Raw genomic sequence first — 25679 nt, forward strand, 5'->3', positions numbered from 1 at the left:
CCCCGTCTCGGGCCTTCCGCACGGGATCCCACAACGGATCCCGTGTTTCGCGGTGCTTCGCCCACAGCCGCGGGATCAGCGCGTACGCGCCGGATGCCCCTCCGGCAGCAGTGAGATGGCGGATGCCGCGACCTCCAGGACCGTCGGGATGCTCTCTTCCTCACCGACCGAGATGCGCACCCCGTCGCCGGCGAACGGCCGCACGATGAGGCCAGCTTCCTCGAACCGCGGCGCCACGTCGAGGGTGTGCTCCCCGGTCGGCAGCCACACGAAGTTGCCCTGGGCGTCGGGGATGTTCCACCCCGCCGCGCGCAGGCCGGCCGCGAGCCGATCACGGCGGTCGGTGAGCACCGCCACCCGGGCGATCAGTTCGTCCTCGGCGTCGAGGCTGGCAAGGGCCGCCCGCTCCGCCTGGGCGGTGACCGACAGGGGGATGCCGGTGGTGCGCGCGGCATCCAGGATGCGCGGGTGGCCCACCCCGTAGCCGATGCGCAGCCCCGCGAGCCCGTACGCCTTCGAGAACGTGCGCAGCACGACGACGTTCTGGTGGCCGGCGGCGAGCACGCGGGCACCGTCGACGGCGCTGGGGTCGGTGACGAATTCGGCATACGCCTCGTCGAGCACGACCAGCACATCACCGGGCACTCTCGCCAGGAAGGCGTCGAACGCGGCCTGCGTGACGATCGGGCCGGTGGGGTTGTTGGGGCTGCACACCAGGATCAGCCGGGTGCGGTCGGTGACCGCCGCAGCCATCGCGTCGAGGTCGTGGGTACCGTCGGCGGCCAGCGGCACCGCCAGCGCCGTTGCCCCGGCCACCGCGGCCAGACCCGGGTAGGCCTCGAACGAGCGCCACGCGTACATCAGCTCGTCGCCCGGTCCCGCCGTCGCCAGGGCCAGCTGCTGCAGGATCGACACGCTGCCGGCGGCCACATGCACGCCGTCGACGCTCACCCCGAAGCGCGCTGCGAGCCGGGCGCGCAGGCGCACCGCGGATGCGTCGGGGTAGCGGTTGACGTCCGTCGAGGAGCGCAGCGCCTCGATCACGCTGGGCAGCGGCTCGAACGGGTTTTCGTTGCTGGAGAGCTTGAAAGCGTCGGCACCGGCCTGCTTGCCCTGCCGGTACGGCGGGAGTGCAGCGATCTCGGGGCGGATGCGAACGGGCGCGGGCGAGGGGGCCTCTGTCACGAGAGGAGCCTACAAGCGCCGACCGCCGGACCTGTCATCCGCGATTTCCTGGGCGGCAGGCCACGGCGCATGGCACACTGCAAGGCATGCGTTTCATCATCCGCGTAGCCGTCAACGCCTTCGCGATCTGGATCGTGACCCTGCTGCCCGCCCTGCAGGTCTTCGTCATCCCGTTCCCCCCGGGCGAGACACTGCAGCTCGTGCTCACCCTGCTCGCCGTCGCGGCGATCTTCGCACTGGTGAACACGATCATCGGCACGGTGCTGAAGCTGCTGGCCCTGCCGCTGTACATCCTCACCCTCGGGCTGATCTCGTTCATCATCAACGGGTTCCTGTTGTGGCTGACGGCGTGGATCACCTCCTTCTGGCAGTGGGGTCTGCGGGTCGAGGATTTCTGGTGGGGAGTGCTGGCGGCCGTGGTGATCTCGATCATCAACTGGATCTTCGGCATCATCCTGCGCCCGCAGCGCCGCGACTGACCCGTTCGTCGCGGCGGGCCGCCCCCCACAGGGTGGTGTCGACGGATGCCGCGGTCGAGAGGTCTGCGAACACGTCGTGCACCGCGTCCATCCGGGGATCGGTCGTGCGGTCGAGCATCCCCGCCGTCTGGGTGTACGCCGTCATCTGATGACTCGGCGCCAGCAGGTCGCCGAGGTCGGCCCGCGGGTCGGCGACCCGCTCGGCGACGAAGCTGCCCGCAGCCCCGGTAGGGGCCGCCAGTCCACCGCCGCTGAGCGCGACGACGGGATCGTCGGCGTGCCGCACCGCAACGCTCAGCGTCCCCGCGCCGACATCGGCGGCGACCGGTGAGCCGAAGGTGACCACGGTGCGGGTGTCGAACCCGCCCTCGGTCGCCAGGCGTGACGCGATCATGCCGCCCTGCGAGTGCCCGAACGCGTGCACCGCGTCGCCCTCGCCGGCCCCCGCCGCCCGCAGCGCCTCGACGACCGACGCGAACGAGGCGGACGTCTCCCCGCCGTACAGCTCGAGGTTCGACCGCATGTCGAAGGGGTCCTCGCCTCCCGCGGTCGCGCTCTGCGTTCCGGCGATGTACACCGCGAATTGGCGCGTGCCGTCGGGCATCGTGTACTTCTCCACCCGCACCCGAGCCTCGCCCGCGCCGGGCATCCGCGCCGCCGCCTCGGCCAGCGACGCCGGTGCCGTCCCGCGGCCGTACTGCCGCAGCGGCACCGCGGTCACCGGTGGAGACGACCCGCGCAGCCGCTCCCCCGCATCGATCGTGCCGCCGCCGTGCGCAGCGACGGCCTGCCCGAGCACCGGCAGCCCGACGGCGAGGGCACCCAGTGCCAGCGGGCCCGCCTGCATGCCCAGGGCCAGCACCTGACCACCGAAGGCGGCACCGGCATCGGCCCGCCACTGCGTCAGCGCGACCTCGGCGGCCCGCGCGGCGTCGGGGTCGGCGGTGCGGGCCAGCAGCAGCGCGACCCGCGCCCGCATGATCTCGGTGCTGTCACCCCCGGCCTCGGCCGCCGCCAGCTGCGCACGCAGCTCAACGATCTCGTACACCGCGGATGCCTCGCGCAGCCGGCCGGCGAGCTCGCGTGCGCGCTGCGCGAACGCCGCCACATCGGCCTCGATCGCGCGGGCCACGTCGTCGTCGGCGAACATCACCCCCGCCAGCTCCGCCGCCACCCCGGCGAACACCGCGGCCGCATCGTCGAGCTCGGCGGCGACGAGGGTGAAGCCGGCCGCGGCGGCATCCAGCGATGCGGTGTCGACGGTGACCGGACCGCCGCTGCGGATCTCCAGGTCGCTCACGGGTCGCCGCCGGAGAGCGAGTCGAGCATCCCGCGGGTGCGCAGCAGCCCGGCGCGCAGGCGCTCGATCGGCCAGTCCAGCAGCGCGATGCCCTGCTGCCACGTGGCCACGGCGTCGCGGAAGGCCTGCGCCCCGGTCGACTGCCAGTCGGTGTCGTGGGCGAGCGCCGCCGCCCGCATCCGGATGCGCGCGAGGTCGTCCTGCAGCACGCTCAGGCGCTCCCGCGCGGCCTCGACCTGCGCGATCTCATCGTGGAAATACTCGGTCACCTTCTGACTCTGCCCACCCCACGGGGACCGGTGACGAGCGGCATCCGCCGATCCGGGAGGATCCGCCGGAAATCCGGCCTGTGCAGGGAACGACGATTTCGACATGATGGGGGGATGACCGTCGCCGTGGACCCGTTCCGCGTCGTCTTCGTCTGCACCGGCAATATCTGCCGCTCGCCTATGGCGGACATCGTGTTCCGCTCGTTCGCGCGACAGGCAGGACTCGAACACCGCGTCTCGTCGTGGAGCGCAGGTACCGGTGACTGGCACGTGGGCGAACGCGCGGATTCGCGCACCCTCGGCACCCTGGCCCGTCGCGGCTACGACGGCGAACGGCATCGGGCGCGGCAGTTCACCCAGCACGACTTCCACGAGGCCGACCTGGTCGTCGCGCTGGACCGCAGTCACGAGCGCATCCTGCTGGAGTGGGCGCTCACCCCCGACGACGCCGACAAGATCGCGCTGCTGCGAAGTTTCGACGCCACCGCGGGCGATCAGCTGGACGTGCCCGACCCCTACTACGCCGGGCCCGAGATGTTCGATGAGGTGCTCGGTATGATCGAGAGCGCGTGCCGGGCCCTCTTCCGGCAGCTCGAACCCGCGGTCCGTCAGCCCCGCTGAGCGATCTGTTCACCGCGCCAGCGATCGGAGTCTTCGTGTCCACGCCCCTCCCCCCTCAGCCGCTCAGCCCGCTGGACGGGCGGTATCGCACCGCCGTCGCCGGCCTGTCCGACTACCTCTCCGAGGCGGGACTCAACCGTGCGCGCGTCGAGGTCGAGGTCGAGTGGATCCTGGCGCTGACCGATCGGTCGCTGTTCGGCACCTCTCCGGTGTCGGAGGCCGACAAGGAGTCGCTGCGGGCCCTGTATCGCGACTTCGGCCAGGCCGAGATCGACTGGCTGGCCGAGAAAGAGGCCGTCACCCGGCACGACGTGAAGGCGGTCGAGTACCTGGTTCGCAACCGGCTGTCCACGCTGGGCCTGGACGGCATCGCGGAGCTGGCGCACTTCGCCTGCACGAGCGAAGACATCAACTCCGCCTCGTACGCGCTGACGGTGCGCCGCGCCGTGGAGCGGGTGTGGCTGCCGAAGCTGCAGGCCGTCATCGCGAAGCTGCGCGAGCTGGCGGTGGCGCACAAGGATGCCGCGATGCTCTCCCGCACCCACGGGCAGCCGGCGACCCCGTCGACGATGGGCAAGGAGATCGCCGTCTTCGCCTGGCGGCTGGAGCGGGTCGCGGCGCAGATCGCCGGCGGCGACTACCTCGCGAAGTTCTCCGGCGCCACCGGCACCTGGTCGGCGCACGTCGTCGCCGAGCCCGACGTTGACTGGCCTGAACTGTCCCGCACGTTCATCGAGGGCCTCGGGATCGGGTTCAACCCGATGACCACTCAGATCGAATCGCACGACTGGCAGGTGGAGCTGTACGACCGGGCACGGCACGTCGGCGGCATCCTGCACAACCTCGCCACCGACGTGTGGACCTACATCGCGATGGGGTACTTCGCGCAGATCCCGGTGGCGGGGGCGACGGGCTCGTCGACCATGCCGCACAAGATCAACCCGATCCGGTTCGAAAACGCCGAGGCCAACCTGGAGATCGCGGGCGGCCTGTTCCAGACCCTCGCGCAGACGCTCGTGACGTCGCGGATGCAACGCGACCTCACCGACTCCACGACGCAGCGCAACATCGGCGTCGCCTTCGGGCACTCGCTGCTGGCGCTGGACAACCTGCAGCGCGGGCTCGGCGAGATCTCGCTGGCCGAAGACGTGCTGCTGGCCGACCTCGACGTCAACTGGGAGGTGCTCGCGGAGGCCATCCAGACCGTCGTGCGCGCCGAGATCTCCGCGGGTCGTTCGCAGATCACCGACCCGTACGCCCTGCTGAAGGACCTCACCCGCGGGCGCCGGGTGGGAGCTGTCGAGCTGGCCGAGTTCATCAGTGGCCTCGACATCGGCGACGCCGCGAAGGTGCGCCTGCTGGCGCTGACGCCCGCCGGCTACACCGGTCTCGCGTCCCGCCTGGTCGACGACCTCGGCTGAGCCGGGCGGGCGCGCGGCTGCCCGTTCCCCGTGACTTGGGTCGTCACGAACGTCCCCAACGCGCGCCGGACGGGGCCCCTTGCGACGACCGAACCCACGGGCACCACTCTGGGTCGTCATGAACGTCCCCAACACGGGCCGGACGGGGCCCTTTGCGACGACCGAACGCGTCGGCAGCCGGGCCGATTGGCTAGCGGCGGTCGGCGCCGGGGGCCTGATCGTCCCGGTCGCCCCGATCGGAGCGGTCGGTGCGCATCACCGGACGGTCGACCGGCTGGGAGACCTGGGCGGGGTCCACGACGAGGATCAGCAGCGCCAGCCCGACGAGCGTGACGATGAACGAGATGCCGGCGACGATCAGCGCGACCACGATCGCGCGCTCCACCTGCTCGGCCGGCCCTTCCTGCAGGGCCCCCATCGATACGAGGGTCACGAGGCCCCCGAACGCTGCAGCAGCGAAGGCGAGGCCCAGCAGCTGCACGGGCTTGAGCAGCTCGCGGCGGGTGGGGCGGGTGGGGTCGGTCACGACAGGCCTCCGGTTTCGGTGACGACCGGGGAAGCGGTGTCGGTTTCTGCACGCCGCGGTGAGAACCCGGCGATGCCGAGGTACACGCCGACGATCGCGGCGTAAGCGCCGAAGATGCCGACACCGATGGTCGTGCCGGTGAGGGTGAACCACTGGCCGGCGTCGTCGACGAAGTAGTCCAGCTGGTAGCCGGCCGGCACCGCGAGCAGTGCCAGGCCGAGCAGGATGGTGACCGCACCGACGACGATGGCATCGCGCGCATCGGTGACGGAAGCGCCCAACGCGCGGGCGCGGCGACGAGCGACGATGCCCGAAGCGAGTTCGGCGGCGCCGGTGGCCAGTGCCCACACGATGACGAGCGCGAAGAACATGGTCGACGTGCGCAGCCCCGCCACCCCGCCGAGCATGCCGGCGAGCATGGTCAGGATGCCGATGAGCACCGAGGTCCAGCGGCTCCCGGCCGGGAAGACCAGCCATGCCGACAGCAGCTGCACGAGCGCGGTCGCAACGGCGAAGCCGCTGAAGACGGCGAGCCCGACGGCGGCGGAGTGGTCGCCGGAGAAGGTGATCATGATTCCCGCGGTCAGCGCGAACAGCGCGCGCGCCAATTGCAGATGGCGCACGTCGAACGTGCGGGCGGGGGTGTCAGACACGGCGGAACTCGTAGGCTCGAGGAAACGGGACCCTCCCAGTGTAGGTCGTCCCCGCCGGGGAGACGGGCTGTCGTGGGGCGCCCGCGCTCCAGTAGCCTGGCGTTCCCGTCCCCCGGGAGTCCCCGTGATCCGCACCCGTCGCTCGTGCTTCGCCGTGGTCCTCGCCGCGGCGGTCGTCCTCACGGCCGGGTGCACCGGCGCCCCCGACGCCACCCCGAGTGCCGTGCCCCCGTCACCGCCGGCATCATCGGCATCCGACGCTCCGCCTGCGCCGCCACACGACGTTGTGACCGGCCTCACCACGCCGTGGTCGCTGGCGCCGGTGGGCGACTCGGTGCTGATCAGCGAACGCGACACCGCGCGCATCTTCGAATTCACCGCCGCTGGCGAGCTGCGCGAACTCGCCGTGGTCGCCGATGTCGCCCACGGCGGCGAGGGCGGGCTGCTGGGGCTCGCCGCCACCGACGACGCGCTGTACGTGTACGCCACCACCGCGACGGGCAACCGCGTCGCGGTCTATCCGCTGGCCGGTTCCCCCGGGGCGCTGAGCCTGGGCACGCCGCGCACCGTGATCGACGGCCTCCCCGCCGCCGGCAACCACAACGCCGGGCGCATCGCCATCGGCCCCGACGGAATGCTATACGTGCCGGTGGGTGACGCCGGCGACCCGCAGTCGGCGCAGGACCTGGCGGCGCTGGGCGGCAAGATCCTGCGCCTCACCCCCGACGGCGAGGTGCCGCCGGACAACCCGATCGCCGGTTCCCCGGTGTACAGCCTCGGCCACCGCAACGTGCAGGGCCTGGCCTGGGCCGCCGACGGGCGGCTGTTCGCCAGCGAGTTCGGGCAGAACACCTGGGACGAGCTGAACGTCATCGAACCGGGCGGGAACTACGGCTGGCCCGTCGTTGAGGGCACCGCCGGCGAACCCGGCTACATCGACCCGGTCGCGCAGTGGCCCACCGCCGCGGCCAGCCCCAGCGGCATCGCGATCGTGGCGGACACCGTGATCATCGCCAACCTGCGCGGCGAAGTGCTGCGCGCCGTTGCGGTCGAGGACCCCGCGGCATCGGTCGACCTGTTCGCCGGTCAGTACGGCCGGCTGCGCGACGTGCTGCTCGCCCCCGACGGCCGGGTGTGGCTGCTCACCAACAACACCGACGGGCGGGGCGACCCCCGGCCCGGTGACGACCGCATCGTGTCGGTGGACGTGGGCGAGGTGATCCCATGACGGCTCAGAGTTCGGCAATGACGATCTTGTGCATCTCCATCATGCGGGCGTAGGCGCCGGGGTGGTTCATCAACTGCCCCATGTTCTCCGGCACGATCTGCCAGCTCAGTCCGAACCGGTCGGCCAGCCAGCCGCACTGCTCCGCCTCCGGTATCGCCGACAGCGCCTCCCAGAGCCGGTCGATCTCGGCCTGGTCTCGACAGAGCACTTCGAGGGAGACCCCGCACGTGAACGATTCGTCCTGGGGCACGGCGGAGTCCATGGCGGTGAACCACTGGCCCTCCAGCTGGAAGTCGCTGAACATGACCGCGCCGACGGCGGCCGGCCCCGTCTGCTGGGGGTACTCCACGATCGTGCCGACGCGGGACCGGTCGAACAGCGCCGTGTACAGCTCGATCGCTTCCCGTGCCTGGTTCTGCGCGGCGCCGCCGAACAGCAGGCTGGGCATGAGGAACGGCCGCGGGTCGCCCTCGGGGTCGGTCAGCGAGAGCTGCCAGCTCACCCCGTAGCGGTCCTGCACCCAGCCGTAGCGCGGGCTGTAGGGGTACTCGCCGAGCTCCATCAGCACGCTGCCGCCATCTGCCAGGCTCGCCCACAGAGCGTCGAGCCGCTCACGGGCGGCACCCGCGTCGCCGTGGAACAGCAGCGGGTCGAAGTTGAGGGTGAACGACACCGACGGGTTCGGGTGGAACTCCGGGCCGGCGTTGATCAGGCTCAATCTGTAGCCGTCGATCACCACCTCGACCGTCAGTTCGGCGCCGGCGAAGTCGCTCTGAAACCCGGGCAGACCCTCGTTCGGGTAGCGGGCCGTGACCGCCGAGGTCGAGCCGGGAAACGCCGTGGTGTAGAACTGGGCCGCCTCGGCCGCATTGCGATCGAACCAGATGTTGGGAACGATTTTCTGCACGGAAGACCTCCTTGTCGATGCCGTCACCGCCCAGCATCCGCCCGCCTCCCGGCACGCGCAAGGGCCCGGCGGCGCGCGCCGGGCCCGTCGCGTCGGGTCAGCCGACGGCCTTTTTGACGAGCTTCCGCACCGTCTCGTCGACGGCGTCGGTGTACTCGAGGACGGCGAACGCGGTCGGCCAGAACTCGCCGTCGTCCAGCGCCGCGACCTCGTTGAAGCCGATGTTGGCGTACCGGGTGTCGAACTTCGACGCCGGCTGGAAGAAGGTCAGCACCTTGCCATCCTTGGCATACGACGGAAAGCCGTACCAGGTCTTCGGATCCAAGCCGGGTGCCGTCTCGGTGACGGCGGCGTGGAAGCGTTCCGCGATCGTCTTGTCGGGTTCGGGGAGCGCCGCGATCGCGTCGAGGCAGGCCTGCGCCTCCTTCTGCTTCTTCGCGGCGCCCTTGCCGTTGCCCGCCTGCGCCTTCAGCTCCTCGGCGCGCTGCTTCATCGCTGCGCGCTCGTCGGCGCTGAAGGTGCTGTCGGTGCTCGTGCGGGTGTCGGCCATGTCAGTCCTTCCTGTTCTGCTGGATGCGCACCAGGTTGCCGGCCGGGTCGCGGAACGCGGCGTCGCGCACCCCGTAGTCCTGGTCGATGGGCTCCTGTACGACGTCGGCGCCGGCGGCCGCGATCGCCGCGAACGTGGCATCCAGGTCGTCGGTGGCGAGGTTCACGCCGAAGTAGCTGCCCTTGGTGATGATCTCAAGCAGCACCTCGCGCTCTTCGTCGGAAAGCTCTCCCCCGACTCCGGGTGGGTGCAGCACGATCGCGGTGTCCGGCTGGCCCGGAGGGCCCACCGTGATCCAGCGCATGTTCTCGTATCCGACATCCAGCCTCACTTCGAACCCGAGGACGTCGCGGTAGAAGGCGACGGATGCCTCGGGGTCGGTGTGCGGCAGGAAGCTCGATTGAATCGTGATGTCCATGACCGTCACGCTACGAGCGCGGGTGCGTCCTGCGCTTCTCGATTCCTGACCGGTTTGGTGATCTGTTTCGCGATACAAGGCAGCATGCCCGGTCGAAACGGCGCGCCCCGCTCGCGGTAGACGCTCGGGGGTACGCCGACCAGTTCGGTGAACCGGGTGCTGAACGTTCCCAGCGACGAGGAGCCGACTGCGAAGCAGACGTCGGTGACGGTCAGGTCCCCGCGGCGCAGCAGCGTCATCGCCCGCTCGATGCGGCGCGTCATGAGGTAGGAGTAGGGCGATTCGCCGTAGGCGAGCTTGAACTGACGGCTCAGGTGACCGGCCGAGAGATGCACGTCGCGCGCGAGCGACTGCACGTCCAGCGGTTTGGCGTACTCGCGATCCATGCGGTCGCGCACGCGCCGGAGGAGGACGAGCGTCTGCAGATCCTGCCGCGTCCGGGAGGTCACGTCCCGATGATGGCACGCAGGATCGCGCATCGCCACGCCCCGCGTGGGACCTCAGCGGCCGGAACGATCCCGCTGCCGACGCAGCTCGCGGCGGCGCTGCATCCGCTGCCGCAGCCGCCGGTCGCTCGCGGCGACAGCGACCACCGGCACCGGTTGGGTGACGAGCGCGTCGACCACCATCGAGCCGTCGACGGGCCCGACGACGGGGATCGGGACGGTGGGGGTCGGCATCTCGGGGTCGACAGGCAGGGTGGCCAGGCGCCGGTGCTCGCGGATGTACGAGGGGATGAGCAGCAGCACCGCGCCGAGCCACGCCAGCGGATTGCTCCAGGCGACACCGGCGAAGCCGAGGAGACCGCCGAGGATCACCGCGGCACCCACGCGCATGACCAGTTCGACCGCTCCGGTCACGGTGGGGATGAGCGTATGTCCGAGCCCTTGCAGCGCGCCGCGGACCACGAACAGCACGCCCAGCAGGCTGTAGCTGACGCCGTTGATCACGAGCATGAGTGCGGCGAGGTCGACCACCTGGTCCGAACCGTCGCCGACGAACAGGCGCACCATGCCGCTGCCGAACAGCACCAGCAGCGCGCCGAGCACGACGGAGGCGGCGATCGTCATCCACGTCGCCTGCACGACGCCGCGACGGATGCGGTCTGGGCGGCGCCCGCCGAGGTTCTGCGCCACGTACATCGACACCGCAAGACCCAGCGACTGCAGCATCGCCACGGCGAGACCGTCGACGCGGGATGCCGTCGTGTACGCGGCGACCGCGTCGGCACCGAGCTCGTTCAGGCGCACCTGAACGGCGAGGGCGCCGATGGCGATGATGGATGCCTGGAAGCCCATCGGCAGGCCCAGCCGCAGGTGCTCGACGACATCGGCGCGCACGATGCGCCAGTCCGACCGGCGCATGTGCAGCGCCGGAACGCGGCGGTGCACGAAGTTCAGGCACAGCACGACCGAGACGCCCTGGGCGATGACCGTCGCCAGAGCCGCACCGCCGACGCCCCACGCGAGCGGGCCGACCATCAGGACGACCAGACCCACGTTGAGCAGGCACGACACGGTGAGGAAGATCAGCGGCGTGCGGGAGTCGCCGATGGCGCGGATGATCGCGGCGAGGTAGTTGAAGAACAGCATCGCGCCGGAGCCGAGGAACGTGACCTGCGCGAAGATCGTCGCCTCGGCCATCAGCTCGGGCGGTGTCTGCAGCAGCGCGAGCATCGGCTCGGAGAGCAGGGGCCCGGCGATGGTGAGGATCACCGAAGCGATGCCGGTGAGCAGCGTCCCGGCCGCGACCGACCGGCGCACGCCCTGGTGGTCGCGCGCGCCGAACGCCTGGGCGGTGGGGATCGCGAACCCGCTGGTGAGACCCCACACGAAACCGAGGAGGAAGAACGTGATGCTTCCGGTCGCCCCCACGGCGGCGAGCGCCTGCACGCCGAGCTGCCGGCCCACGACCAGGGCGTCGGCGAACTGGTAGAGCTGCTGCACCGCGTTTCCCAGCAGCAACGGCACGGAGAACAGGAGGATGACGCGCCAGGGGGTGCCAGTGGTCAGGGACGTGGACATGCAGGGCTTTCGACGGGAGCAGACGGGGAGCGGGCGCACTCGCGCGCCGACGGATCATCCTATCGATTTCGATCGAATCGATTCGAATCGACGCACCCGTGCCGGCCAGCCCCTCGACTAGCACTGCCGCGGGGCACCGGCAACCCCTGCGCCGGCGTGGACGCGCGGCGAAGACTGGAAGAGCGCAGCCGCGTGTGACGACGGGAGCCACCATGACCGAGATCATCCAGCACGAGCCGCCGTACACCGTCGGCTACTTCGTCGGCAGCCTGGCGAAGGCATCCATCAATCGCACGCTGTCCAAGGCCCTCATCGCCGTCGCGCCGGACGAGCTGCAGTTCCGGGAGATCCCGATCGGCGACCTGGCGCTGTACAGCTACGACTACGACGCGGACTATCCGCCCGAGGGTCGTGCGCTCAAGCAGGCCATCGCCGACGTGGATGCCGTGCTGTTCATCACCCCGGAGTACAACCGCTCCGTCCCCGGCGCGCTGAAGAACGCGATCGACTGGGCCAGTCGCCCCTGGGGCACCAACTCGTTCGCCGGCAAGCCATCGGGGGTGATCGGCGGCTCGATCGGAGCGATCGGTACGGCCGTGGCGCAGCAGAGTCTCAAGGGGATGATGGCCTTCTGCAATTCGCCGATGTTCAACTCGGTCGAGGCATACATCCACATGCGCGAAGGCCTGTTCACCCCCGACGGCGAGGTGACCGACGAGGGCACCCGCGAGTTCCTCCGCACCTACATGGAGCAGTACTCGCTGTTCGTACGGCGCGTACTCACCGTCGTCCCGCAACGCTGACGAAAGGACAGAGCATGCGCGCAGTGATCATGCACGGAGCCCGGGATGTCCGGGTCGAAGACCGCGAGAACCCGACGATCGTCGAACCGACCGACGCGATCATCCGTGTGACGGCGAGCTGCATCTGCGGATCGGATCTGTGGCCGTACCGCGGCGCCGATCGCATCTCGCACCCCAGGCGCATGGGCCACGAGTACGTCGGCGTGGTCACTGAGATCGGAGACGCTGTGCGCACCGTGAAGGTCGGCGACTTCGTCGTCGGCTCGTTCTTCGCCTCCGACGACACCTGCGAGATCTGCCGGGCGGGGTACCAGTCCCGCTGCGTGCATGCCGTGTCGATGGGCTCCATCGGCACCCAGGCGGAATTCGCCCGCATCCCCCTGGCCGACGGCACCCTCGTCGCGACCCCGGGTCACCCCGATGCCGATCTGATCCCGTCCCTGCTCGCGGCATCCGACGTGCTGGGAACCGGATGGTTCGCCGCCGTCGCAGCCCAGGCCGGCCCCGGCAAGACCGTCGTCGTGGTGGGCGATGGTGCCGTCGGGCTCATGGGCATCCTCGCGGCACGAGAGCTGGGCGCCGAGCGCATCATCGCGATGAGCCGGCACGCCGACCGGCAGGCGCTGGCACGCGAGTATGGCGCCACCGACGTCGTCGAGGAGCGCGGCGACGAAGGCGTGGCCCGCATCAAGCGGCTCACCAGCGGCCTCGGCGCACATTCGGTGATCGAAGCGGTCGGCACGCAGGAGTCGATGATGCAGGCGATCCGCGCCACCCGGCCCGGCGGACACATCGGCTACGTCGGCGTCTCCCACGATGTCGCACTGCCCGGAAACGAGGTGTTCTTCGCGCTCGTGCATCTGCAGGGAGGGCCGGCACCGGTACGCCGGTTCCTGCCCGAACTGATCCAGATGATCTGGGACCGCAAGATCGACCCGGGCAAGGTGTTCGACCTCACCCTCCCCCTCGAGGATGCCGCCGAGGGCTACCGCGCGATGGATGAGCGCCGGGCGACGAAAGTCCTGCTCAGCGTGTGATCTGAGAGCCGTGCGCACTGCCCCTTCCGCGTGGTCAGACCACGTGGGAGGATGTGCTCGAGGAGCCCCTCCGCCGGAGGAGAACTCGGAGCGAAAGGCAGAAGATCATGGCCCGCACGGCCGTCATCACCGGTTCAGCCAGCGGAATCGGCAAGGCAACATCGCAGCTGTTCGTCGAGCGCGGGTACCGCGTGATCGGCGTCGACATCGCAGGGGCCGACGTCAATGTCGACCTCACCACGGCGGCGGGGCGTGAGGCGCTGGTCGCGGAGGTGACCAGGCTTTCCGGCGGCACTGTCGATGTCGTCGTCGCCAACGCCGGGCTCTCCTCCCCGACGGCGGCCACGGCCGCCGTCAACTACTTCGGCGCCGTCGCCACGCTCGAGGGCCTGCGACCCCTCATGGCCGCCGCCGAGGCACCACGCGCCGTCGCGACCGCCTCGATGGCCTCGCTGTTCCCGGTCGATGACACGCTGCTGGCCGCCTTCCTCGCCGGGGACGAACCGGCTGCTCTCGCCCGCGCCGCCGAATTGGCCGCCGGCGCGCCTGAGACAGCCAACATGATCTACTCCACCTCGAAGCGTGCGCTCGCACTGTGGATGCGCCGCAACGCCCCCACCCCCGCGTGGGCGGGCACGGGGATCGCGCTGAACGGAGTGGCACCCGGCGTCGTGGCGACCCCGATGACGGCCGACCTCACCGCGACGGAAGAAGCCAAGGCATCCCTGCTCCAAATGGTGCCGATGCCACTGAACGGCATCTTCGGCCCCCTCCAGGTCGCCTATCTCATCGCCTGGCTCGTCAGCGTGGAGAACGCCCACCTGTGCGGTCAGATGATCTTCATCGACGGCGGGTCGGATGCCGTCATCCGCGGGGATTCCACCTGGTGACCGTCAGCGCGGCATGACCCGAAGCGTGGTCTCGAGCACGTCGGCGCCAGTGATGGCGCCGACGGGCCCGGGACCGTAACGGTCGTACTTCGCGTGCAGCACCGCGTCGAGCGCTTCTCGCACCTCGGGGTCGGCCCGCTCGAAGGTGACATCCTTCTCCACGCCGCCGGCACTGATCCGGCCTCGTCCGGACCGCACCGCCCGCCGGAACCAGCCATTGTTCGGCCCGGCTGCGGAGCGGATGTACACCGCGTCACCGACCACGCCGTTCCAGATGGTCACATAGGGGCGCAGGGTTCCGTCCTCGCGCTCGAACGTCACCCGCAGTTCGGTGGCTTCGCCGACCTTACGCAGTTCGTCGGGGTCCCATGCAGTCATCGCTGTGTCCTCACGCTTCCGGAATGTCGCGCCCGAAGGTCTCGAGCGTGATGTCGGCCGGATCGGGTCCGCGGCGCACCCCGGTGTCCAGCCCATCGATGGCGGCGAGGTCTTCGGCGCCCAGTTCGAAGTCGAACACATCGAAGTTCTCCCGGATGCGCTCGGGGCGTACCGACTTGGGAATCGCCGAACGCCCCTCCTGCACGTGCCAGCGCAGCATCACCTGGGCGGGCGTCTTGCCGTGCGCGGCGGCGATGTCGGCGATCGTGGGGTCGTCGAAGACGCTCGGCCCGCTCTGCCGGTACGCCGTGATGCCGCCGATGGGCGACCAGGCCTGCGTGAGGATGGCGGCCTCGGCATCCGCCTCCTGCACGGCGCGCTGCTGGAAGTACGGATGGACCTCGATCTGGTTGACCGCCGGCACCACCGAAGTCTCGGTCGCCAGGCGGGCGAGGTGGTCGAGCATGAAGTTGCTCACGCCGATGGCCCGCACCCGACCATCGGACAGCAGCTGCTCGAGCGCCCGATACGCACCGACGGTCAGGTCGAAGCGTGAGGGCAGGGCCTGATGCAGGATGAACAGGTCGATCGTGTCGACGCCGAGCTTTCCCACGCTCTTGTCGAACGCGTGCAGGGTCTGGTCGTAGCCGTAGTCGCTGATCCACACCTTGGTCTCGATGAAGACGTCGTCGCGTTTCAGCCCCGAACGACGGATGCCTTCCCCCACCTCCCGCTCGTTGCCGTAGGCGGCCGCGGTGTCGATGTGGCGGTAACCGGTCTCCAGTGCCGTGGTCACCGCGTCGACCGTCTCCTCCGGCGGGGTTTGGAAGACGCCGAACCCGAGGGAGGGCATGGCGATGCCGTTGTTCAGAGTGAGGTGTGTCGTCATCCCTCGATGCAAACACCGTGCCGGGAGACAGGCCAGGGGTTGCGCTCGCCGCGATTACTGTGGCGGGAGGCGTGAGGAGAACCGAACCATGGGTACGAAGCTGAGTGGAATGAACCCGGTCGCAGGCGCGACGGTGCTGATCACCGGGGGCGCCCGAGGGATGGGTGAGCTGTTCGCACGCCGCGCGATCGCCGGCGGCGCCCGCGCGATCGCGCTGTGGGATGTCGACGAGGATGCGGCGAGCGCGCTGGCGTCCGACCTCCGCGGCTCCGGAGTGGATGTGCGGGCGTACCGGGTGGATATCTCCCGGCAGGAGGAGATCGTCGAGGCCTTGGCACGGATGCGGGATGAGATCGGCGTCCCGGACATCCTGGTGAACAATGCCGGCATCGTGCGTGCCGGGGTGTTCTGGGAGAACGATCCGCAGCGCGACATCGAGGCGACGATGCGCGTGAACACCCTCGCCGCGATGTGGCTGACGCGCGAGGTGCTGCCGGCGATGATCGCCGACACGAGCAGGCCCAAGCGCATCCTCAACGTCGCGTCGGCGGCCGGGACGCTGGCCAATCCGAACATGAGCGTCTACGCGGCATCCAAGTGGGCGATGATCGGCTGGAGCGAGTCGGTGCGGCTCGAGCTCGTCAAGAGCGGGCACGGCCATGTCGCGATCACGACGTTCTGCCCCAGCTACGTCTCAACCGGCATGTTCGCGGGCGCCCGCGGCCCGCTGCTGACGCCGATCATGACTCCCCGTCAGGCGACCCACGCGGCGTGGCAGGGCATGGTGCGGGGCACGCCGATGGTGCTGCGCCCGTGGACGGTGAAGCTCGCGATGGCGGCGCGCGGGGTTCTGCCCACCCGGGTGTGGGATGTGCTGGCGGCGCGGGTGTTCCAGGTGTACTCGTCGATGGACCACTTCACCGGGCGGTCGTAGCGGCCGCGGCGAGGAGAATGATCTCCATGCCCCAGGCCGTCACCCTCATCCGCTCCAGCTCGCTCGCGCAGGCCGAGTACGCGTACGCGGCGACCGCTCCCGCCGATGCCCGGCTCATCTTCCTCGCCGGCTCCTGCCCGCTCGACGCGGAAGGGGCGACGATCGGCATCGGCGACTACGCCGCGCAGGCCGCGCAGTGCATCGTGAACCTGCGTACCGCGCTGGCCGACGCCGGCGCGAGCATCTCGGACGTCATCAGCACCCGCGTGCTCGTCGCGTCGACCGTGCAGGCCGACCTCGTGACCGCGTGGTCCGTCGTGCGCGATGCGTTCGGCGACCACGACGTACCCAGCACGCTGATGGGAGTCACGGTTCTCGGCTACGACGATCAGCTCGTCGAGATCGAGGCGATCGCCGCGGTGCGCGACTGAGCGGCTGGCTCATGCCGTCAGCGGCTGAGCGTGTTGGTGAACGCGTAGTGCCACTCTTCAGCGGCCGCGCCTCTCCGCCACGGTCAGGTTACTGAAGCGGCGGCTCCGGGAGCAGGGAAATTTCGCGTGAGGCTGCAGCACGCAGGTGCTCCAACTCCACCAGCAGCTCCCGCCCCTGCGGCCAGTCCCCCAACCGGCTGGCGCTGTTGAGGTGTCCGCACGCGCCGACCTCGCGCAGCGACGCGTGCCATGCGGAGGCGAACTGGGCGACGGCGTCCAGCGAACCGTACGGGTCGTTCGAGCTCGCCACGACGATCACGGGTCCGCCGAGCGGCTTCGGCTGCACCCCGCTGAACGACGGTGCGGCCTCGCGCGGGAAGCGTGAGGCGCTGGGATCGGGGGGTGCCACGAGCAGCATCGCCGCCGCCGCACCCGGCTGCGTCGCGGCCCACGCTGCCGCCGCCCAGCACCCGAGACTGTGCGCCACGATCACGACCCGCGGATCGCGGGCGGATGCCTCGCGATGTGCCGCGTTCAGCGCGGCGAGCCAGTCGGCGAGGTCGGGAAGGTCCCACGACGACGGCCGGATCCGCACCCCATGACCCGCCCACTGCGCTTCCCATCGACTCTGCCAGTGCTCGGCGTCGGACCCGCCGATCCCCGGGACGATCACGTACGACGTCATGGAATGCTCCTTCCGGCAGGTCCGCTCGGGTCATCGCGTGACGACATCGTGCACCAGCGCCCGGGCCGAGCACCAGCGCCGAGTCGGCGACGCCGGGTTGCGGCAGGGGCGGGCGGCGCTAGAACGGTGCCGGTTCGGCAGCCGCGGCGGCGGCGAGCGCGGTGAATTCCAGGACCCGGCGGGGAATGTCAGGGAACACCCGGCCGGTGGGGCTGGTCCACTCCAGAATGCCGTGCGCCTTCTGGACGACCGTCCACGCGGTGGCGTGCTTCATCGAATGATGCCTCGTGCACAGGTTCGCCAGGTTGCACAGCGCGGTCGGCCCGCCGCGGGCGGCGTCGATCGTGTGGTCGTGGTCGCAGCGGCGTGCGGGTCGGCGGCACCCCGGGAACCGGCAGTGCTCATCCCTCGCATCCAGGTGTCTTCGCTGCGCCCGCGAGGGTCGATACGTGTCGACCTCTTCCACCGCCCCGGTGACCGGGCAGGTGAACACCCGCTCCCACACCTCCGCCGTCGCCGCGAGGCGTCGGGCGGTCTCCGGATCGATCGGCCCGTACCCGACCAGCTCCGCCGGGTCGGTGCCTCGGCCGGTGAGCGTGTCGGCGGGGACGATGATCTGCACCTGCGCGACGATCGCCGCCGTCTCCGGGATGCTCCCGTTCGAGATCGGCGCCGTCGCGTGTCCGGTCAGCAGCAGATCGGCGAACACGTCCGCCCGGATCTGATCCATCGTGCGGGTGTCGGTCGCCACGATCTCCGCGGCGGTATTGATCTCGGTGCCGTCGGCGGCCTCAGCGGTCTTGGCGGCTTCGCGGTGGGCGGCGGTGATCTCGCAGGCGTACTGCGACAGCCGGTCCTGGATTGCGTAGACCAGCGGTGCCGGCAGCGCGGCGGTGATCTCCGCCATCCCGTCATCCAGGTCGCGCACCCACACCCGCCGTCCCGCGGCGGCCTCCGCGTGCCGCTCGTCCAGCGGGATGGGGTGCAGCTTCTGCGCGATCACCTCGATGCTCGGCTTGGCCCGCCCCGGCGTCTCGATCTCACACACCGCCAGCGCGGCCTGTTCGAACCGGGCCCGCACCTCCAGGTCCGTGATCCGCACCCCAGCCTCCAAGATCAGCCGCACATGCCCCCGACCGACCCGCCCCGCCCGCAGGGCCGCCACCGTCGACGGGAACTGCTCCACCAGCACCCAGGCATCATGCATCCGGTCGACCATGCCCCGCTCCGACACGTGTAGCGTCGCCGCGAGCTCCGTCGCGATCTCCCGCCGCGGCATCTCCCGCTCCCGGCCGGCACTGGACGGGATCCGGGCGGTCTGCTCCGCCGCGATCACCTCCGCCCGCGCCATCAACTGCAGCTCATCAGCGGCAGCCGCACCCGCCTTCCGGCGGGCCTTCTCCGCATCGGCCATCACCGAACTCCGGGATCGGGTATCGATCCGGGTGAAGGCCGGGGAGGTGGTCATGTCGTCAATTCTGCCGACCCCCTCCGACCTCGGCGGGCCGCGAAACAACCTCTGACCAGGGGTTGTGGACAACTCGCCGAGATCCCGACTGGGGAGGAAGGACGGCGGCGGCATCCACCCACCCGACCCCGCGCACCCGACCCGCTACAGCGAGTGCGTCTGCAGCAGGTGAGTGAGCACTGACCCCTCCGGCACGCTTGCCGGGTCGTACTTGTAGCTGAGCTTCTGCACGATCGACAGCCCGTCGATCAGGTCGCCCAGCGCGGGGAACCACGGCTGCATCATGCTCAACTGCAGCAGATGGCTCGCCGCACTGGAGAGGAACGACGCCTCCGACCACTCCCCGCGGAACTCCGGGACCAGCGAGTGCAGGGCCTCGAAGATGCGGTGATAGAGGAAGTAGTCCGGGAGGTCGGATCGCTCGGTCCACCACATCTCCAGCGCGATGCGCTGCAACGTGATGACGAGCGATCCGGGAACGGCGGCGATGAACCAGTTGCCGATCTGCCCTGTCGTCCAGCGCGGGTAGACGACGCCGGCATCCAAAAACGGGAGGATGACGCGCTCCAGCCGGTGCGGCACCCAGCACGTGGCATCCACCCAGATCCCGCCGTACCGCTCCAGCAGAGCAACCCGCACGAAGTCGGCGAAGTGTGCGGGGCGATCCGTCTCGAGGACCGCCGCGATCCGGTCGGGGATGTCGATGAGATCGCGCACGGATGCCGCATCGAGGAACTGCGCTGCGGGGTGATGCTCGCGCAGCTGGAGCATGCAGGCGCGCACGAGCTCGGGGGCGGCAGCCATCCCGGAGTTCCAATAGCAATAGACCGGCAGGTCGACGTCGGCGGCAAGCGCGTGGTCGGCGGCGGCGAGACCCCTCCCCCGAGCCGCGGTTCCCCGACCGGCGGGCAGGCCGGCTTGCTCCCGCAACTGCGGGACGCGCGGGCGCAGGAATTCCGTGACGATGCGGGCGCCGCGCCGCGCGGCGGCAGGGTCGGCAGTGTCCATGAACTGATCCACCCGCGAGAACTGCGCGTCCAGGCCGGCGGTGAACGCGGACAAGCCGCCCGCGCGATCGGCGCGCGGGTGCGTCACGCCGCCGCGGTCGTGTGCTGCAACCATGCCTGCGCTCTCTCGATGAGGCGTTTCGCGGGTTCGGTGTTCTTGCCCCAGTTCTCCAAGCCGTGCGGGGCGCCCGCGACGACATCGGTGGTCACCGGCACCCCGGCCGCTTCCAGCGCCTCGGCGTAGGCGCGGTCCTCGGCGGCGAACAGCTCGATGTCGCCCCAGGCGATGTAGGCCGGCGGCAGCCCGGTGAAGTCCACTCGGCGGGCGGGAGCCGCGTACGACGAGACGCCGGCGCCGCCGGGAGGCGCACCGAGGTAAGCCGTCCACGCCTCCCTGTTCTGCCTGTTGTTCCAGACGAAGTGGTTCGCGGCATCCAGATCGTGCCGCGCCGCCGGTCGATCGTCGAGCATGGGGGCGAACAGCCATTGCCCGCAGGGCTGGGTGCCGCCGTCGTCGTGAAGGCGCTGCACCAGACCGGCAGCGAGCCCTCCCCCGGCGCTCTCGCCACCGATGACGATCCGGTCGGGGTCGACGCCGAGCTGCGCGGTGTGATCCAGCAGCCACAGCCACCCGGTGCGCACGTCGTCATGTGCTGCGGGGAATGGGTGTTCGGGGGCGAAGCGGTAGTTCGCCGAGACGATGACCACTCCCAGCCGTGACGCGGTCGACAAGCACAGCGACTCGTCCTGTCTCGCGTCGCCGAACTGCATCCCGCCGCCGTGCATCCACAGCAGGGCCGCCCCGCTGCGGCCCGCCGCCGGCGCATACACCCGGAGTCGCACGGACCCCGCCCGCACCGATCGGACCCGCACCGCCGGCGACCGCGGCACCGGCATCATCCTCGTGGTGGTGCGGGTGAGCCAACGTGGCGCGGACAGCTGCGCCAGCTTCATGGGCCTGCGCAGTTCCGGCAACACCCGCTCAAGATCCACGGCGTCGTCCTCTCGCGTCGTCGCACGGCAAGCCCGTCGCGTCTGCGACCATCCAACCCTGATTCGGCTGCGTTCGGGGGTGGTCGGCGACAGACCGACCACCGCGCGTGCAGCGCCGTACTCTGGACAGGTGCTGATGAACGACTCTCGGGCCTGGAACCGCTTCTATGCCGAGGGGACTCCCGTCGACATCGAGCCGCCGGCGGGCTCCCTCGTCGACCTGCTGGACGAACGGGCCGCCCAGTACGCCGACCGCCCCGCGGTCACCTTCTTCGGCGCCTCGCTGACGTACCGCGAACTCGCCGACCGGGTCTCCCGTGTGGCCAACGGCTTGGCCGAACTGGGCGTGGGCGCCGGCGACCGTGTCGCCCTGGTGCTGCCCAACGCCCCCCAGCATCTTGAGGCGTTCTACGCCGTGCTGCGGCTCGGGGCGATCGTGGTGGAGCACAACCCGCTCTACACCCGGGATGAGCTGGAGGTGCAGTTCCGCGACCACGGCGCCACGCATGTGATCACGTGGGACAAGATGGCACCGGTCATCCAGTCCCTGCCGGCCGATCTCGGCATCCGCACCATCATCTCGGTCGACATCACCCGCGCGATGCCGTGGAAGACGCGCCTGGCGCTGCGTCTGCCGATCGAGAAAGCTCGGACCTCGCGCGCGAAGCTCACCGCACCCGCCCCCGGGACCATTCCCTTCACTCGGCTGGAGGGCTCCGCGCCGCTGCCGGCATCCGTTCCCCGTCCGTCGGTCACCGACATCGCGTGCCTGCAGTACACCTCCGGCACCACCGGCACCCCCAAGGGCGCCATCATCAGCCACGGCAATCTGTGGGCCAACGCGCGTCAGGGCGCGGCGTGGATGCCACTCTTCAGCCACGGTGACGGCCGCATCTACGGGCTGCTGCCGATGTTCCACTCGTTCGGGGTACTGCTCTCGGTGATCTACGCCGTGGAGACCGGGTCCAACGCGGTGCTGTTCCCGACGTTCGACCCCGAACTGGTCGCCACAGCCGCCGAGAAGTTCCCGCCGACGTTCATTCCGGCGGTGCCGCCCATGTTCGACCGGCTCACGCGGGTCGCCCGCGATGGAAAGCTCGACCTGTCGGGCGTCGTGTACGCGATCTCCGGCGCCATGACGCTGACGCCTGCCATCGTCAGTCGGTGGGAGGAGCTTGCCGGCAGCATGCTCAACGAGGGCTACGGCCTCACCGAGACCAGCCCCGTCGCGCTTGCGAACCCGTTCACCGAGTCGCGCAAGATCGGCACGATCGGCATCCCCTTCCCGTCGACGGACATCCGCGTGGTCGATCAGAACGAGCCGACGCGCGAGGTGGCGCAGGGTGAGACCGGCGAACTGCTGATCAAGGGACCGCAGGTGTTCCAGGGCTACTGGAACCGTCCCGAGGACACCGCGCAGGCGCTGCTCGAGGGCGGGTGGCTGCGCACCGGGGACCTCGTCACTCAGGACGAGGACGGCTTCGTCACGGTGGTCGACCGCAAGAAGGAGATCATCATCACCGGCGGCTTCAACGTCTCGCCGAGCGAGGTGGAGAAGGTCGTCAACAGCGTGCCGGGCGTCGCCGCGTCGGCCGTCGTGGGCATCCCGCGCGGCGGCGGCGCTGAAGTGGTGACTGCGGTCGTCGTGCTCGAACCGGGCGCGACGTTCGACGAGGATGCCGCACGCGCCACCGTCCGCGACCATCTCGCCGAATTCAAGCGACCCAGCGCCTACCGGGTGTGGGAAGAGCTGCCGACCTCACTCATCGGCAAGGTGCTGCGCCGCCGGGTACGCGACACGCTCATCGCCGACCGTCACGCCGTGCGCGCGATCGACGAGGACTGACGGACTCCCGCGGCGTCGCGGCATCCACCGCCCGAGATCTCCGGCCCCCGAGCCCGCGCGGCACCCGCCGCCCGAATGCGGAGATCTGCCGGAATGCGGATGCGTGGGCGCGAACCGTCCGCACGTCGGCAGATCCCCGCAGCTCGGCAACCGCCGGTGCCGGCATTCGACCACAGAACCCCTATCCACGCTTAACCTTTTGGTTTAATCTCGCCGCTATGGCGGTCGACGAACTCAGTAGGACCTTCTCGGCACTGGCCGATCCGACCAGGCGCGCGATCCTCGCGAAGCTCTCACGTGGCGAAGCGACGGTCAACGACATTGCGGCACCGTTCGCAATGAGCCTGCCGGCCGTCTCAAAGCACCTTCAGGTGCTCGAAAAAGCCGGATTGATCTCTCGCGGACGCGAGGCTCGGTGGCGCCCGGCGCGATTGAACGCCGCCACCCTCGCCCCCGCCGCCGAGTGGATCGACGGCTACCGCCGGTTCTGGGATCGCAGTTTCGATGCTCTGGATCAGCACCTCACACAGGAACAGGAACAACAGAAGGGCACGACCGATGACTGACCCAACCGGCTCCACAGTCACGCGTACGTTCGCAGCACCACCCGAGGCCGTCTTCGATGCGTGGGTGACCCCGGCATCGTTCGTCGTCTGGTGGGGCGGCAGTGACATCGAAGTCCCCCTCGACTCCGTGTCGCTGGATGTGCGTCCGGGCGGTACCTGGAAGGCCACCATGATCCTCGGCCACGGCATGCCCGACTTCCACTGGCGTGGCGAGTACCTCGAGGTCGACCGACCGAACAAGCTCGTGATGACCATGACCGACGAACCTGGCGATGCGCGGGAGCTTCTCACCGTGACCCTCACCGCCGTCGACGGCGGCACCGAGATGACGTTCAGCCAGACCGGCGGTCACCTCTCGCCCGAGCAATACGAGGGCACGACGGTCGGCTGGCAGCGCGCCTTCGACTCGCTGGATACGGTTCTCTCGGCCCGGCGGTCGACGGTCGGCTGAACCAAGACGGGGCCGCGGGGAGAGGACTCCTCGCGGCCCCGCCGAATCAACGGCTGGTTACTTCATCTCACCGAACGTGCGATCGATGTCCTTCATCTCCATCGCGGCGGTCGCCTCGATGAGCTCCCGCAGGTCGGCGTCGGCGCCAGGCGAGAATTCTTCGGGGCGTTCGGGGGCGATCGTCATCGGCACGCCGGCCGGCGCCTGCTCGCTGGCATCGAGCTGGGTGCCGTCCTTGGAGGGCGACAGCCCCTGGAAGATCTTCCCCGCCTCGGACAGGTTGGTGAGGTCGAAGGAGTACTGCTTGCTCTGCAGGCCCATGTCGAGCAGCCGCGCGACCTCGGGGAACTTCTCCGCGTTGGTCTTGGGGATGGGCAAGGCGGTGCGCCAGTTGACGCCGAGGGTCTCCAACGCCCGGGCGAACGCGTTCTCGTGCGCCTGGTCGCGGACGATCAGGTAGGAGATCGTGCTGCGGGCCGTCTTGTTGGAGGTCATCTCGTACAGGCGGCACTTCTGCAGGCGACCGGTCGACTCGAGCATGAGGTTGTAGAGCAGGTCGAGCACGAGGTTGCCCGAGTTGTAGACGTAACTGCCCAGCCACGGGTTGCCTGCGGCATCCACCGGCTGCGCGCCCTGCGCGCCGACGAGGTAGTGGTGGATGTTGCTCTCGTGCGTGGCGATCTGCAGAGGCGTCGCTCCGCCCGCACCGGGTGCGTCGACGGGATCGGTGGGCTTGCCCTTGTAGCGCGGCGAGCCATCCAGCAGACGGGAGATGGTCGTGCCGATCAGCTCGACGTGGCTGATCTCCTCGGTGCCGATGCCCTGGATGAGGTCCTTGTACGGCTTCGCCGACGGGCCGCGGAAGTTGATGCTCTGGAAGAGGTACTGCATCATCGTGCGCATCTCGCCGAACTGCCCACCCAGGCCCTCCTGCAGAGCGTTCGCGGCGGCGGGATCCGGCTCGTCCTGCTCGATCTCGTTGATCAATTGCTGAACGTGAAAGTACATAGTGCCTCCAAAGTGGATTCGTACCTTCAGCCTGCGCTTCTGGGCCTCCGGGCGGATCCCTCTCGCGCTCCGGCGGCAGGTCTAGTATCCTGCTGCCCCCCACCGACCGGGGCTTTCTCAGCCGCCGGGGAGCCGCCAGAACGGCCCGGTCAGTCCCACACTGTCGAGCAACTACTGATTCTGGTCGCGGTGTGTGGCCGTGAACGGGTGCGCCATGCGGATGCTGTCGCCGTCGGCACCCAGGACGAGTGCGTGCGCGTCGGCGAGCGCACGTGCCGGGCCCGTCGGGTCGGCCGTCGCGTCCCGGCTCGCCGAGACCGGGCACCGGGTTCGCGTCCCATCGATCAGAAGACGGCCGGCGCCCCCGTCACCGCAGACGCCCGGGCCGGGCGATCACCGGTCGACCTCGTCGATCCAATCGACGGTTTCGAACCTCTGCACCGCGTACGGCCACTGCTGGAGTGCTTTCATGATCGGAGTGGACTGCACCGCGTGCTCGGCCCGCTGATGCGCCTCGATCGCCGCCTCATCCTGAAACACCGCGAACTCGTAGACCTTGTCGGGGTTCTTCGGGTCCCGGAGCACCAGAGCCAGGAGGTTACCGGGCTCCTTCCGGACCTCGTTCAGCACCTCCCCGAGCTTCGCTTCGAGTTCAGCGCGGCGTCCGGGCTGAGGTGTCATCGTGACAAGTGCGGCCAGAGCCATGGCGTCT

General features: G+C 69.9%; 30 protein-coding genes. 12 read left to right on the forward strand and 18 right to left on the reverse strand.

Annotated elements, in window-relative coordinates; genetic code table 11:
• Window positions 1-75: 75 nt before the first annotated feature.
• Window positions 76-1185: a histidinol-phosphate transaminase gene (locus tag QNO11_RS15935; RefSeq protein WP_257507293.1), complete on the reverse strand. Its 1110-nt coding sequence runs from the start codon at window positions 1183-1185 to the stop codon at window positions 76-78.
• A gap of 86 nt (window positions 1186-1271) precedes the next feature.
• Here QNO11_RS15935 and QNO11_RS15940 point away from each other — a divergent pair, with 86 nt between their 5' ends.
• The gene (locus tag QNO11_RS15940; RefSeq protein ID WP_257507292.1) at window positions 1272-1664 is read left to right on the forward strand and encodes a phage holin family protein; all 393 of its coding nucleotides are present in this window, start codon (window positions 1272-1274) and stop codon (window positions 1662-1664) included.
• Here QNO11_RS15940 and QNO11_RS15945 read toward each other — a convergent pair.
• Together QNO11_RS15945 and QNO11_RS15950 are read right to left on the reverse strand one after the other, a co-directional pair.
• Entirely contained in the window at window positions 1636-2964 is a 1329-nt protein-coding gene (locus QNO11_RS15945; RefSeq protein WP_257507291.1) for an alpha/beta hydrolase family protein, read from the reverse strand. The genes QNO11_RS15940 and QNO11_RS15945 overlap by 29 nt on opposite strands.
• A complete protein-coding gene (locus tag QNO11_RS15950) occupies window positions 2961-3233 on the reverse strand; it encodes a hypothetical protein (RefSeq protein WP_257507290.1) in 273 nt (90 codons plus the stop codon). The genes QNO11_RS15945 and QNO11_RS15950 overlap by 4 nt, the downstream gene beginning before the upstream one ends.
• 114 nt (window positions 3234-3347) lie before the next feature.
• Between QNO11_RS15950 and QNO11_RS15955 the strand changes: the two genes are divergently transcribed.
• Window positions 3348-3854 carry a low molecular weight protein-tyrosine-phosphatase gene (locus QNO11_RS15955; RefSeq protein ID WP_257507289.1) on the forward strand — a complete coding sequence of 169 codons (507 nt, stop codon included), beginning with the start codon at window positions 3348-3350 and terminating at the stop codon, window positions 3852-3854.
• Between the two features lie 35 nt (window positions 3855-3889).
• Window positions 3890-5275 (forward strand): adenylosuccinate lyase, encoded by a 1386-nt coding sequence (purB, locus tag QNO11_RS15960; protein WP_257507288.1) that lies wholly within the window; start codon window positions 3890-3892, stop codon window positions 5273-5275.
• A 190-nt stretch (window positions 5276-5465) separates the two neighbouring features.
• On the opposite strand, the gene QNO11_RS15965 is transcribed toward purB, so the two are convergent.
• Complete coding sequence (locus QNO11_RS15965; RefSeq protein WP_257507287.1) at window positions 5466-5801, reverse strand: amino acid transporter; 336 nt, start codon at window positions 5799-5801, stop codon at window positions 5466-5468.
• Window positions 5798-6454: an acyl-CoA synthetase gene (locus QNO11_RS15970; protein ID WP_257507286.1), complete on the reverse strand. Its 657-nt coding sequence runs from the start codon at window positions 6452-6454 to the stop codon at window positions 5798-5800. The genes QNO11_RS15965 and QNO11_RS15970 overlap by 4 nt, the downstream gene beginning before the upstream one ends.
• A 124-nt stretch (window positions 6455-6578) precedes the next feature.
• Between QNO11_RS15970 and QNO11_RS15975 the strand changes: the two genes are divergently transcribed.
• Window positions 6579-7682: a PQQ-dependent sugar dehydrogenase gene (locus tag QNO11_RS15975; protein ID WP_257507285.1), complete on the forward strand. Its 1104-nt coding sequence runs from the start codon at window positions 6579-6581 to the stop codon at window positions 7680-7682.
• Window positions 7683-7686: 4 nt separating this feature from the next.
• Here QNO11_RS15975 and QNO11_RS15980 read toward each other — a convergent pair whose 3' ends face one another.
• From QNO11_RS15980 to QNO11_RS16000, 5 genes are all read right to left on the reverse strand, one after another.
• Window positions 7687-8589: a VOC family protein gene (locus QNO11_RS15980; protein WP_257507284.1), complete on the reverse strand. Its 903-nt coding sequence runs from the start codon at window positions 8587-8589 to the stop codon at window positions 7687-7689.
• A 97-nt stretch (window positions 8590-8686) separates the two neighbouring features.
• A complete protein-coding gene (locus tag QNO11_RS15985) occupies window positions 8687-9139 on the reverse strand; it encodes an iron chaperone (protein WP_257507283.1) in 453 nt (150 codons plus the stop codon).
• Between the two features lies 1 nt (window position 9140).
• The gene (locus tag QNO11_RS15990; protein ID WP_257507282.1) at window positions 9141-9557 is read right to left on the reverse strand and encodes a VOC family protein; all 417 of its coding nucleotides are present in this window, start codon (window positions 9555-9557) and stop codon (window positions 9141-9143) included.
• Window positions 9558-9562: 5 nt separating this feature from the next.
• Window positions 9563-10006, reverse strand: coding sequence for a helix-turn-helix transcriptional regulator (locus QNO11_RS15995; RefSeq protein WP_502883193.1), 444 nt, complete (start codon window positions 10004-10006; stop codon window positions 9563-9565).
• 51 nt (window positions 10007-10057) lie between these two features.
• Complete coding sequence (locus QNO11_RS16000) at window positions 10058-11581, reverse strand: MATE family efflux transporter (protein ID WP_257507281.1); 1524 nt, start codon at window positions 11579-11581, stop codon at window positions 10058-10060.
• Window positions 11582-11793: 212 nt separating this feature from the next.
• Here QNO11_RS16000 and QNO11_RS16005 point away from each other — a divergent pair, with 212 nt between their 5' ends.
• The 3 genes from QNO11_RS16005 (at window position 11794) to QNO11_RS16015 (ending at window position 14311) form a co-directional block, all read left to right on the forward strand.
• Window positions 11794-12384, forward strand: a complete 591-nt coding sequence (locus QNO11_RS16005; protein WP_257507280.1) for an NADPH-dependent FMN reductase — start codon at window positions 11794-11796, stop codon at window positions 12382-12384.
• A gap of 14 nt (window positions 12385-12398) precedes the next feature.
• A complete protein-coding gene (locus QNO11_RS16010) occupies window positions 12399-13421 on the forward strand; it encodes a zinc-dependent alcohol dehydrogenase family protein (RefSeq protein WP_257507279.1) in 1023 nt (340 codons plus the stop codon).
• A gap of 107 nt (window positions 13422-13528) precedes the next feature.
• Window positions 13529-14311, forward strand: a complete 783-nt coding sequence (locus QNO11_RS16015; protein ID WP_257507278.1) for an SDR family NAD(P)-dependent oxidoreductase — start codon at window positions 13529-13531, stop codon at window positions 14309-14311.
• 3 nt (window positions 14312-14314) lie between these two features.
• Here QNO11_RS16015 and QNO11_RS16020 read toward each other — a convergent pair whose 3' ends face one another.
• Window positions 14315-14689, reverse strand: a complete 375-nt coding sequence (locus QNO11_RS16020; protein WP_257507277.1) for a DUF2255 family protein — start codon at window positions 14687-14689, stop codon at window positions 14315-14317.
• Window positions 14690-14699: 10 nt separating this feature from the next.
• The gene (locus QNO11_RS16025; protein ID WP_257507276.1) at window positions 14700-15578 is read right to left on the reverse strand and encodes an aldo/keto reductase; all 879 of its coding nucleotides are present in this window, start codon (window positions 15576-15578) and stop codon (window positions 14700-14702) included.
• 88 nt (window positions 15579-15666) lie between these two features.
• On the opposite strand from QNO11_RS16025, the gene QNO11_RS16030 reads away from it, so the two are divergent.
• Together QNO11_RS16030 and QNO11_RS16035 are read left to right on the forward strand one after the other, a co-directional pair.
• Window positions 15667-16512 carry an SDR family NAD(P)-dependent oxidoreductase gene (locus QNO11_RS16030; RefSeq protein WP_257507275.1) on the forward strand — a complete coding sequence of 282 codons (846 nt, stop codon included), beginning with the start codon at window positions 15667-15669 and terminating at the stop codon, window positions 16510-16512.
• A gap of 26 nt (window positions 16513-16538) precedes the next feature.
• Window positions 16539-16943 carry a RidA family protein gene (locus QNO11_RS16035; RefSeq protein ID WP_257507274.1) on the forward strand — a complete coding sequence of 135 codons (405 nt, stop codon included), beginning with the start codon at window positions 16539-16541 and terminating at the stop codon, window positions 16941-16943.
• 88 nt (window positions 16944-17031) lie between these two features.
• Here the strand turns inward: QNO11_RS16035 and QNO11_RS16040 are convergent, their stop codons facing one another.
• From QNO11_RS16040 to QNO11_RS16055, 4 genes are all read right to left on the reverse strand, one after another.
• Window positions 17032-17628, reverse strand: coding sequence for an RBBP9/YdeN family alpha/beta hydrolase (locus QNO11_RS16040; RefSeq protein ID WP_257507273.1), 597 nt, complete (start codon window positions 17626-17628; stop codon window positions 17032-17034).
• Between the two features lie 118 nt (window positions 17629-17746).
• On the reverse strand, window positions 17747-19096 hold the full coding sequence (locus QNO11_RS16045) for an HNH endonuclease signature motif containing protein (RefSeq protein WP_257507272.1): 1350 nt from the start codon (window positions 19094-19096) through the stop codon (window positions 17747-17749).
• A 144-nt stretch (window positions 19097-19240) separates the two neighbouring features.
• Complete coding sequence (locus QNO11_RS16050; RefSeq protein WP_257507271.1) at window positions 19241-20218, reverse strand: capsular polysaccharide synthesis protein; 978 nt, start codon at window positions 20216-20218, stop codon at window positions 19241-19243.
• A complete protein-coding gene (locus QNO11_RS16055) occupies window positions 20188-21096 on the reverse strand; it encodes an alpha/beta hydrolase (protein WP_257507270.1) in 909 nt (302 codons plus the stop codon). The genes QNO11_RS16050 and QNO11_RS16055 overlap by 31 nt, the downstream gene beginning before the upstream one ends.
• A gap of 136 nt (window positions 21097-21232) precedes the next feature.
• Here QNO11_RS16055 and QNO11_RS16060 point away from each other — a divergent pair, with 136 nt between their 5' ends.
• The 3 genes from QNO11_RS16060 to QNO11_RS16070 all read left to right on the forward strand — a co-directional run bounded on the left by QNO11_RS16060 (window position 21233) and on the right by QNO11_RS16070 (window position 23959).
• Window positions 21233-22942, forward strand: a complete 1710-nt coding sequence (locus QNO11_RS16060; RefSeq protein WP_257507269.1) for an AMP-binding protein — start codon at window positions 21233-21235, stop codon at window positions 22940-22942.
• 218 nt (window positions 22943-23160) lie between these two features.
• On the forward strand, window positions 23161-23508 hold the full coding sequence (locus QNO11_RS16065; RefSeq protein WP_257507268.1) for an ArsR/SmtB family transcription factor: 348 nt from the start codon (window positions 23161-23163) through the stop codon (window positions 23506-23508).
• A complete protein-coding gene (locus QNO11_RS16070; RefSeq protein ID WP_257507267.1) occupies window positions 23501-23959 on the forward strand; it encodes an SRPBCC family protein in 459 nt (152 codons plus the stop codon). Before QNO11_RS16065 ends, QNO11_RS16070 begins: the two co-directional genes overlap by 8 nt.
• A gap of 57 nt (window positions 23960-24016) precedes the next feature.
• Here QNO11_RS16070 and QNO11_RS16075 read toward each other — a convergent pair whose 3' ends face one another.
• Together QNO11_RS16075 and QNO11_RS16080 are read right to left on the reverse strand one after the other, a co-directional pair.
• Complete coding sequence (locus tag QNO11_RS16075; RefSeq protein ID WP_257507266.1) at window positions 24017-24967, reverse strand: manganese catalase family protein; 951 nt, start codon at window positions 24965-24967, stop codon at window positions 24017-24019.
• Between the two features lie 393 nt (window positions 24968-25360).
• On the reverse strand, window positions 25361-25672 hold the full coding sequence (locus tag QNO11_RS16080; protein WP_257507265.1) for an antibiotic biosynthesis monooxygenase family protein: 312 nt from the start codon (window positions 25670-25672) through the stop codon (window positions 25361-25363).
• Between the last annotated feature and the right edge of the window lie 7 nt (window positions 25673-25679).

The sequence above is a fragment of the Microbacterium sp. zg-B96 genome (assembly GCF_030246865.1).
Lineage (GTDB): Bacteria > Actinomycetota > Actinomycetes > Actinomycetales > Microbacteriaceae > Microbacterium.

Coding starts and splice junctions, on each gene's coding strand:
- QNO11_RS15940 (WP_257507292.1), top strand. CDS start 1,272: ATGCGTTTCATCATCCGCGTAGCCGTCAACGCCTTCGCGATCTGGATC.
- QNO11_RS15955 (WP_257507289.1), top strand. CDS start 3,348: ATGACCGTCGCCGTGGACCCGTTCCGCGTCGTCTTCGTCTGCACCGGC.
- QNO11_RS15985 (WP_257507283.1), bottom strand. CDS start 9,139: ATGGCCGACACCCGCACGAGCACCGACAGCACCTTCAGCGCCGACGAG.
- QNO11_RS15990 (WP_257507282.1), bottom strand. CDS start 9,557: ATGGACATCACGATTCAATCGAGCTTCCTGCCGCACACCGACCCCGAG.
- QNO11_RS16000 (WP_257507281.1), bottom strand. CDS start 11,581: ATGTCCACGTCCCTGACCACTGGCACCCCCTGGCGCGTCATCCTCCTG.
- QNO11_RS16005 (WP_257507280.1), top strand. CDS start 11,794: ATGACCGAGATCATCCAGCACGAGCCGCCGTACACCGTCGGCTACTTC.
- QNO11_RS16010 (WP_257507279.1), top strand. CDS start 12,399: ATGCGCGCAGTGATCATGCACGGAGCCCGGGATGTCCGGGTCGAAGAC.
- QNO11_RS16015 (WP_257507278.1), top strand. CDS start 13,529: ATGGCCCGCACGGCCGTCATCACCGGTTCAGCCAGCGGAATCGGCAAG.
- QNO11_RS16020 (WP_257507277.1), bottom strand. CDS start 14,689: ATGACTGCATGGGACCCCGACGAACTGCGTAAGGTCGGCGAAGCCACC.
- QNO11_RS16025 (WP_257507276.1), bottom strand. CDS start 15,578: ATGACGACACACCTCACTCTGAACAACGGCATCGCCATGCCCTCCCTC.
- QNO11_RS16030 (WP_257507275.1), top strand. CDS start 15,667: ATGGGTACGAAGCTGAGTGGAATGAACCCGGTCGCAGGCGCGACGGTG.
- QNO11_RS16035 (WP_257507274.1), top strand. CDS start 16,539: ATGCCCCAGGCCGTCACCCTCATCCGCTCCAGCTCGCTCGCGCAGGCC.
- QNO11_RS16040 (WP_257507273.1), bottom strand. CDS start 17,628: ATGACGTCGTACGTGATCGTCCCGGGGATCGGCGGGTCCGACGCCGAG.
- QNO11_RS16045 (WP_257507272.1), bottom strand. CDS start 19,096: ATGACCACCTCCCCGGCCTTCACCCGGATCGATACCCGATCCCGGAGT.
- QNO11_RS16050 (WP_257507271.1), bottom strand. CDS start 20,218: ATGGTTGCAGCACACGACCGCGGCGGCGTGACGCACCCGCGCGCCGAT.
- QNO11_RS16060 (WP_257507269.1), top strand. CDS start 21,233: ATGAACGACTCTCGGGCCTGGAACCGCTTCTATGCCGAGGGGACTCCC.
- QNO11_RS16065 (WP_257507268.1), top strand. CDS start 23,161: ATGGCGGTCGACGAACTCAGTAGGACCTTCTCGGCACTGGCCGATCCG.
- QNO11_RS16070 (WP_257507267.1), top strand. CDS start 23,501: ATGACTGACCCAACCGGCTCCACAGTCACGCGTACGTTCGCAGCACCA.
- QNO11_RS16075 (WP_257507266.1), bottom strand. CDS start 24,967: ATGTACTTTCACGTTCAGCAATTGATCAACGAGATCGAGCAGGACGAG.
- QNO11_RS16080 (WP_257507265.1), bottom strand. CDS start 25,672: ATGGCTCTGGCCGCACTTGTCACGATGACACCTCAGCCCGGACGCCGC.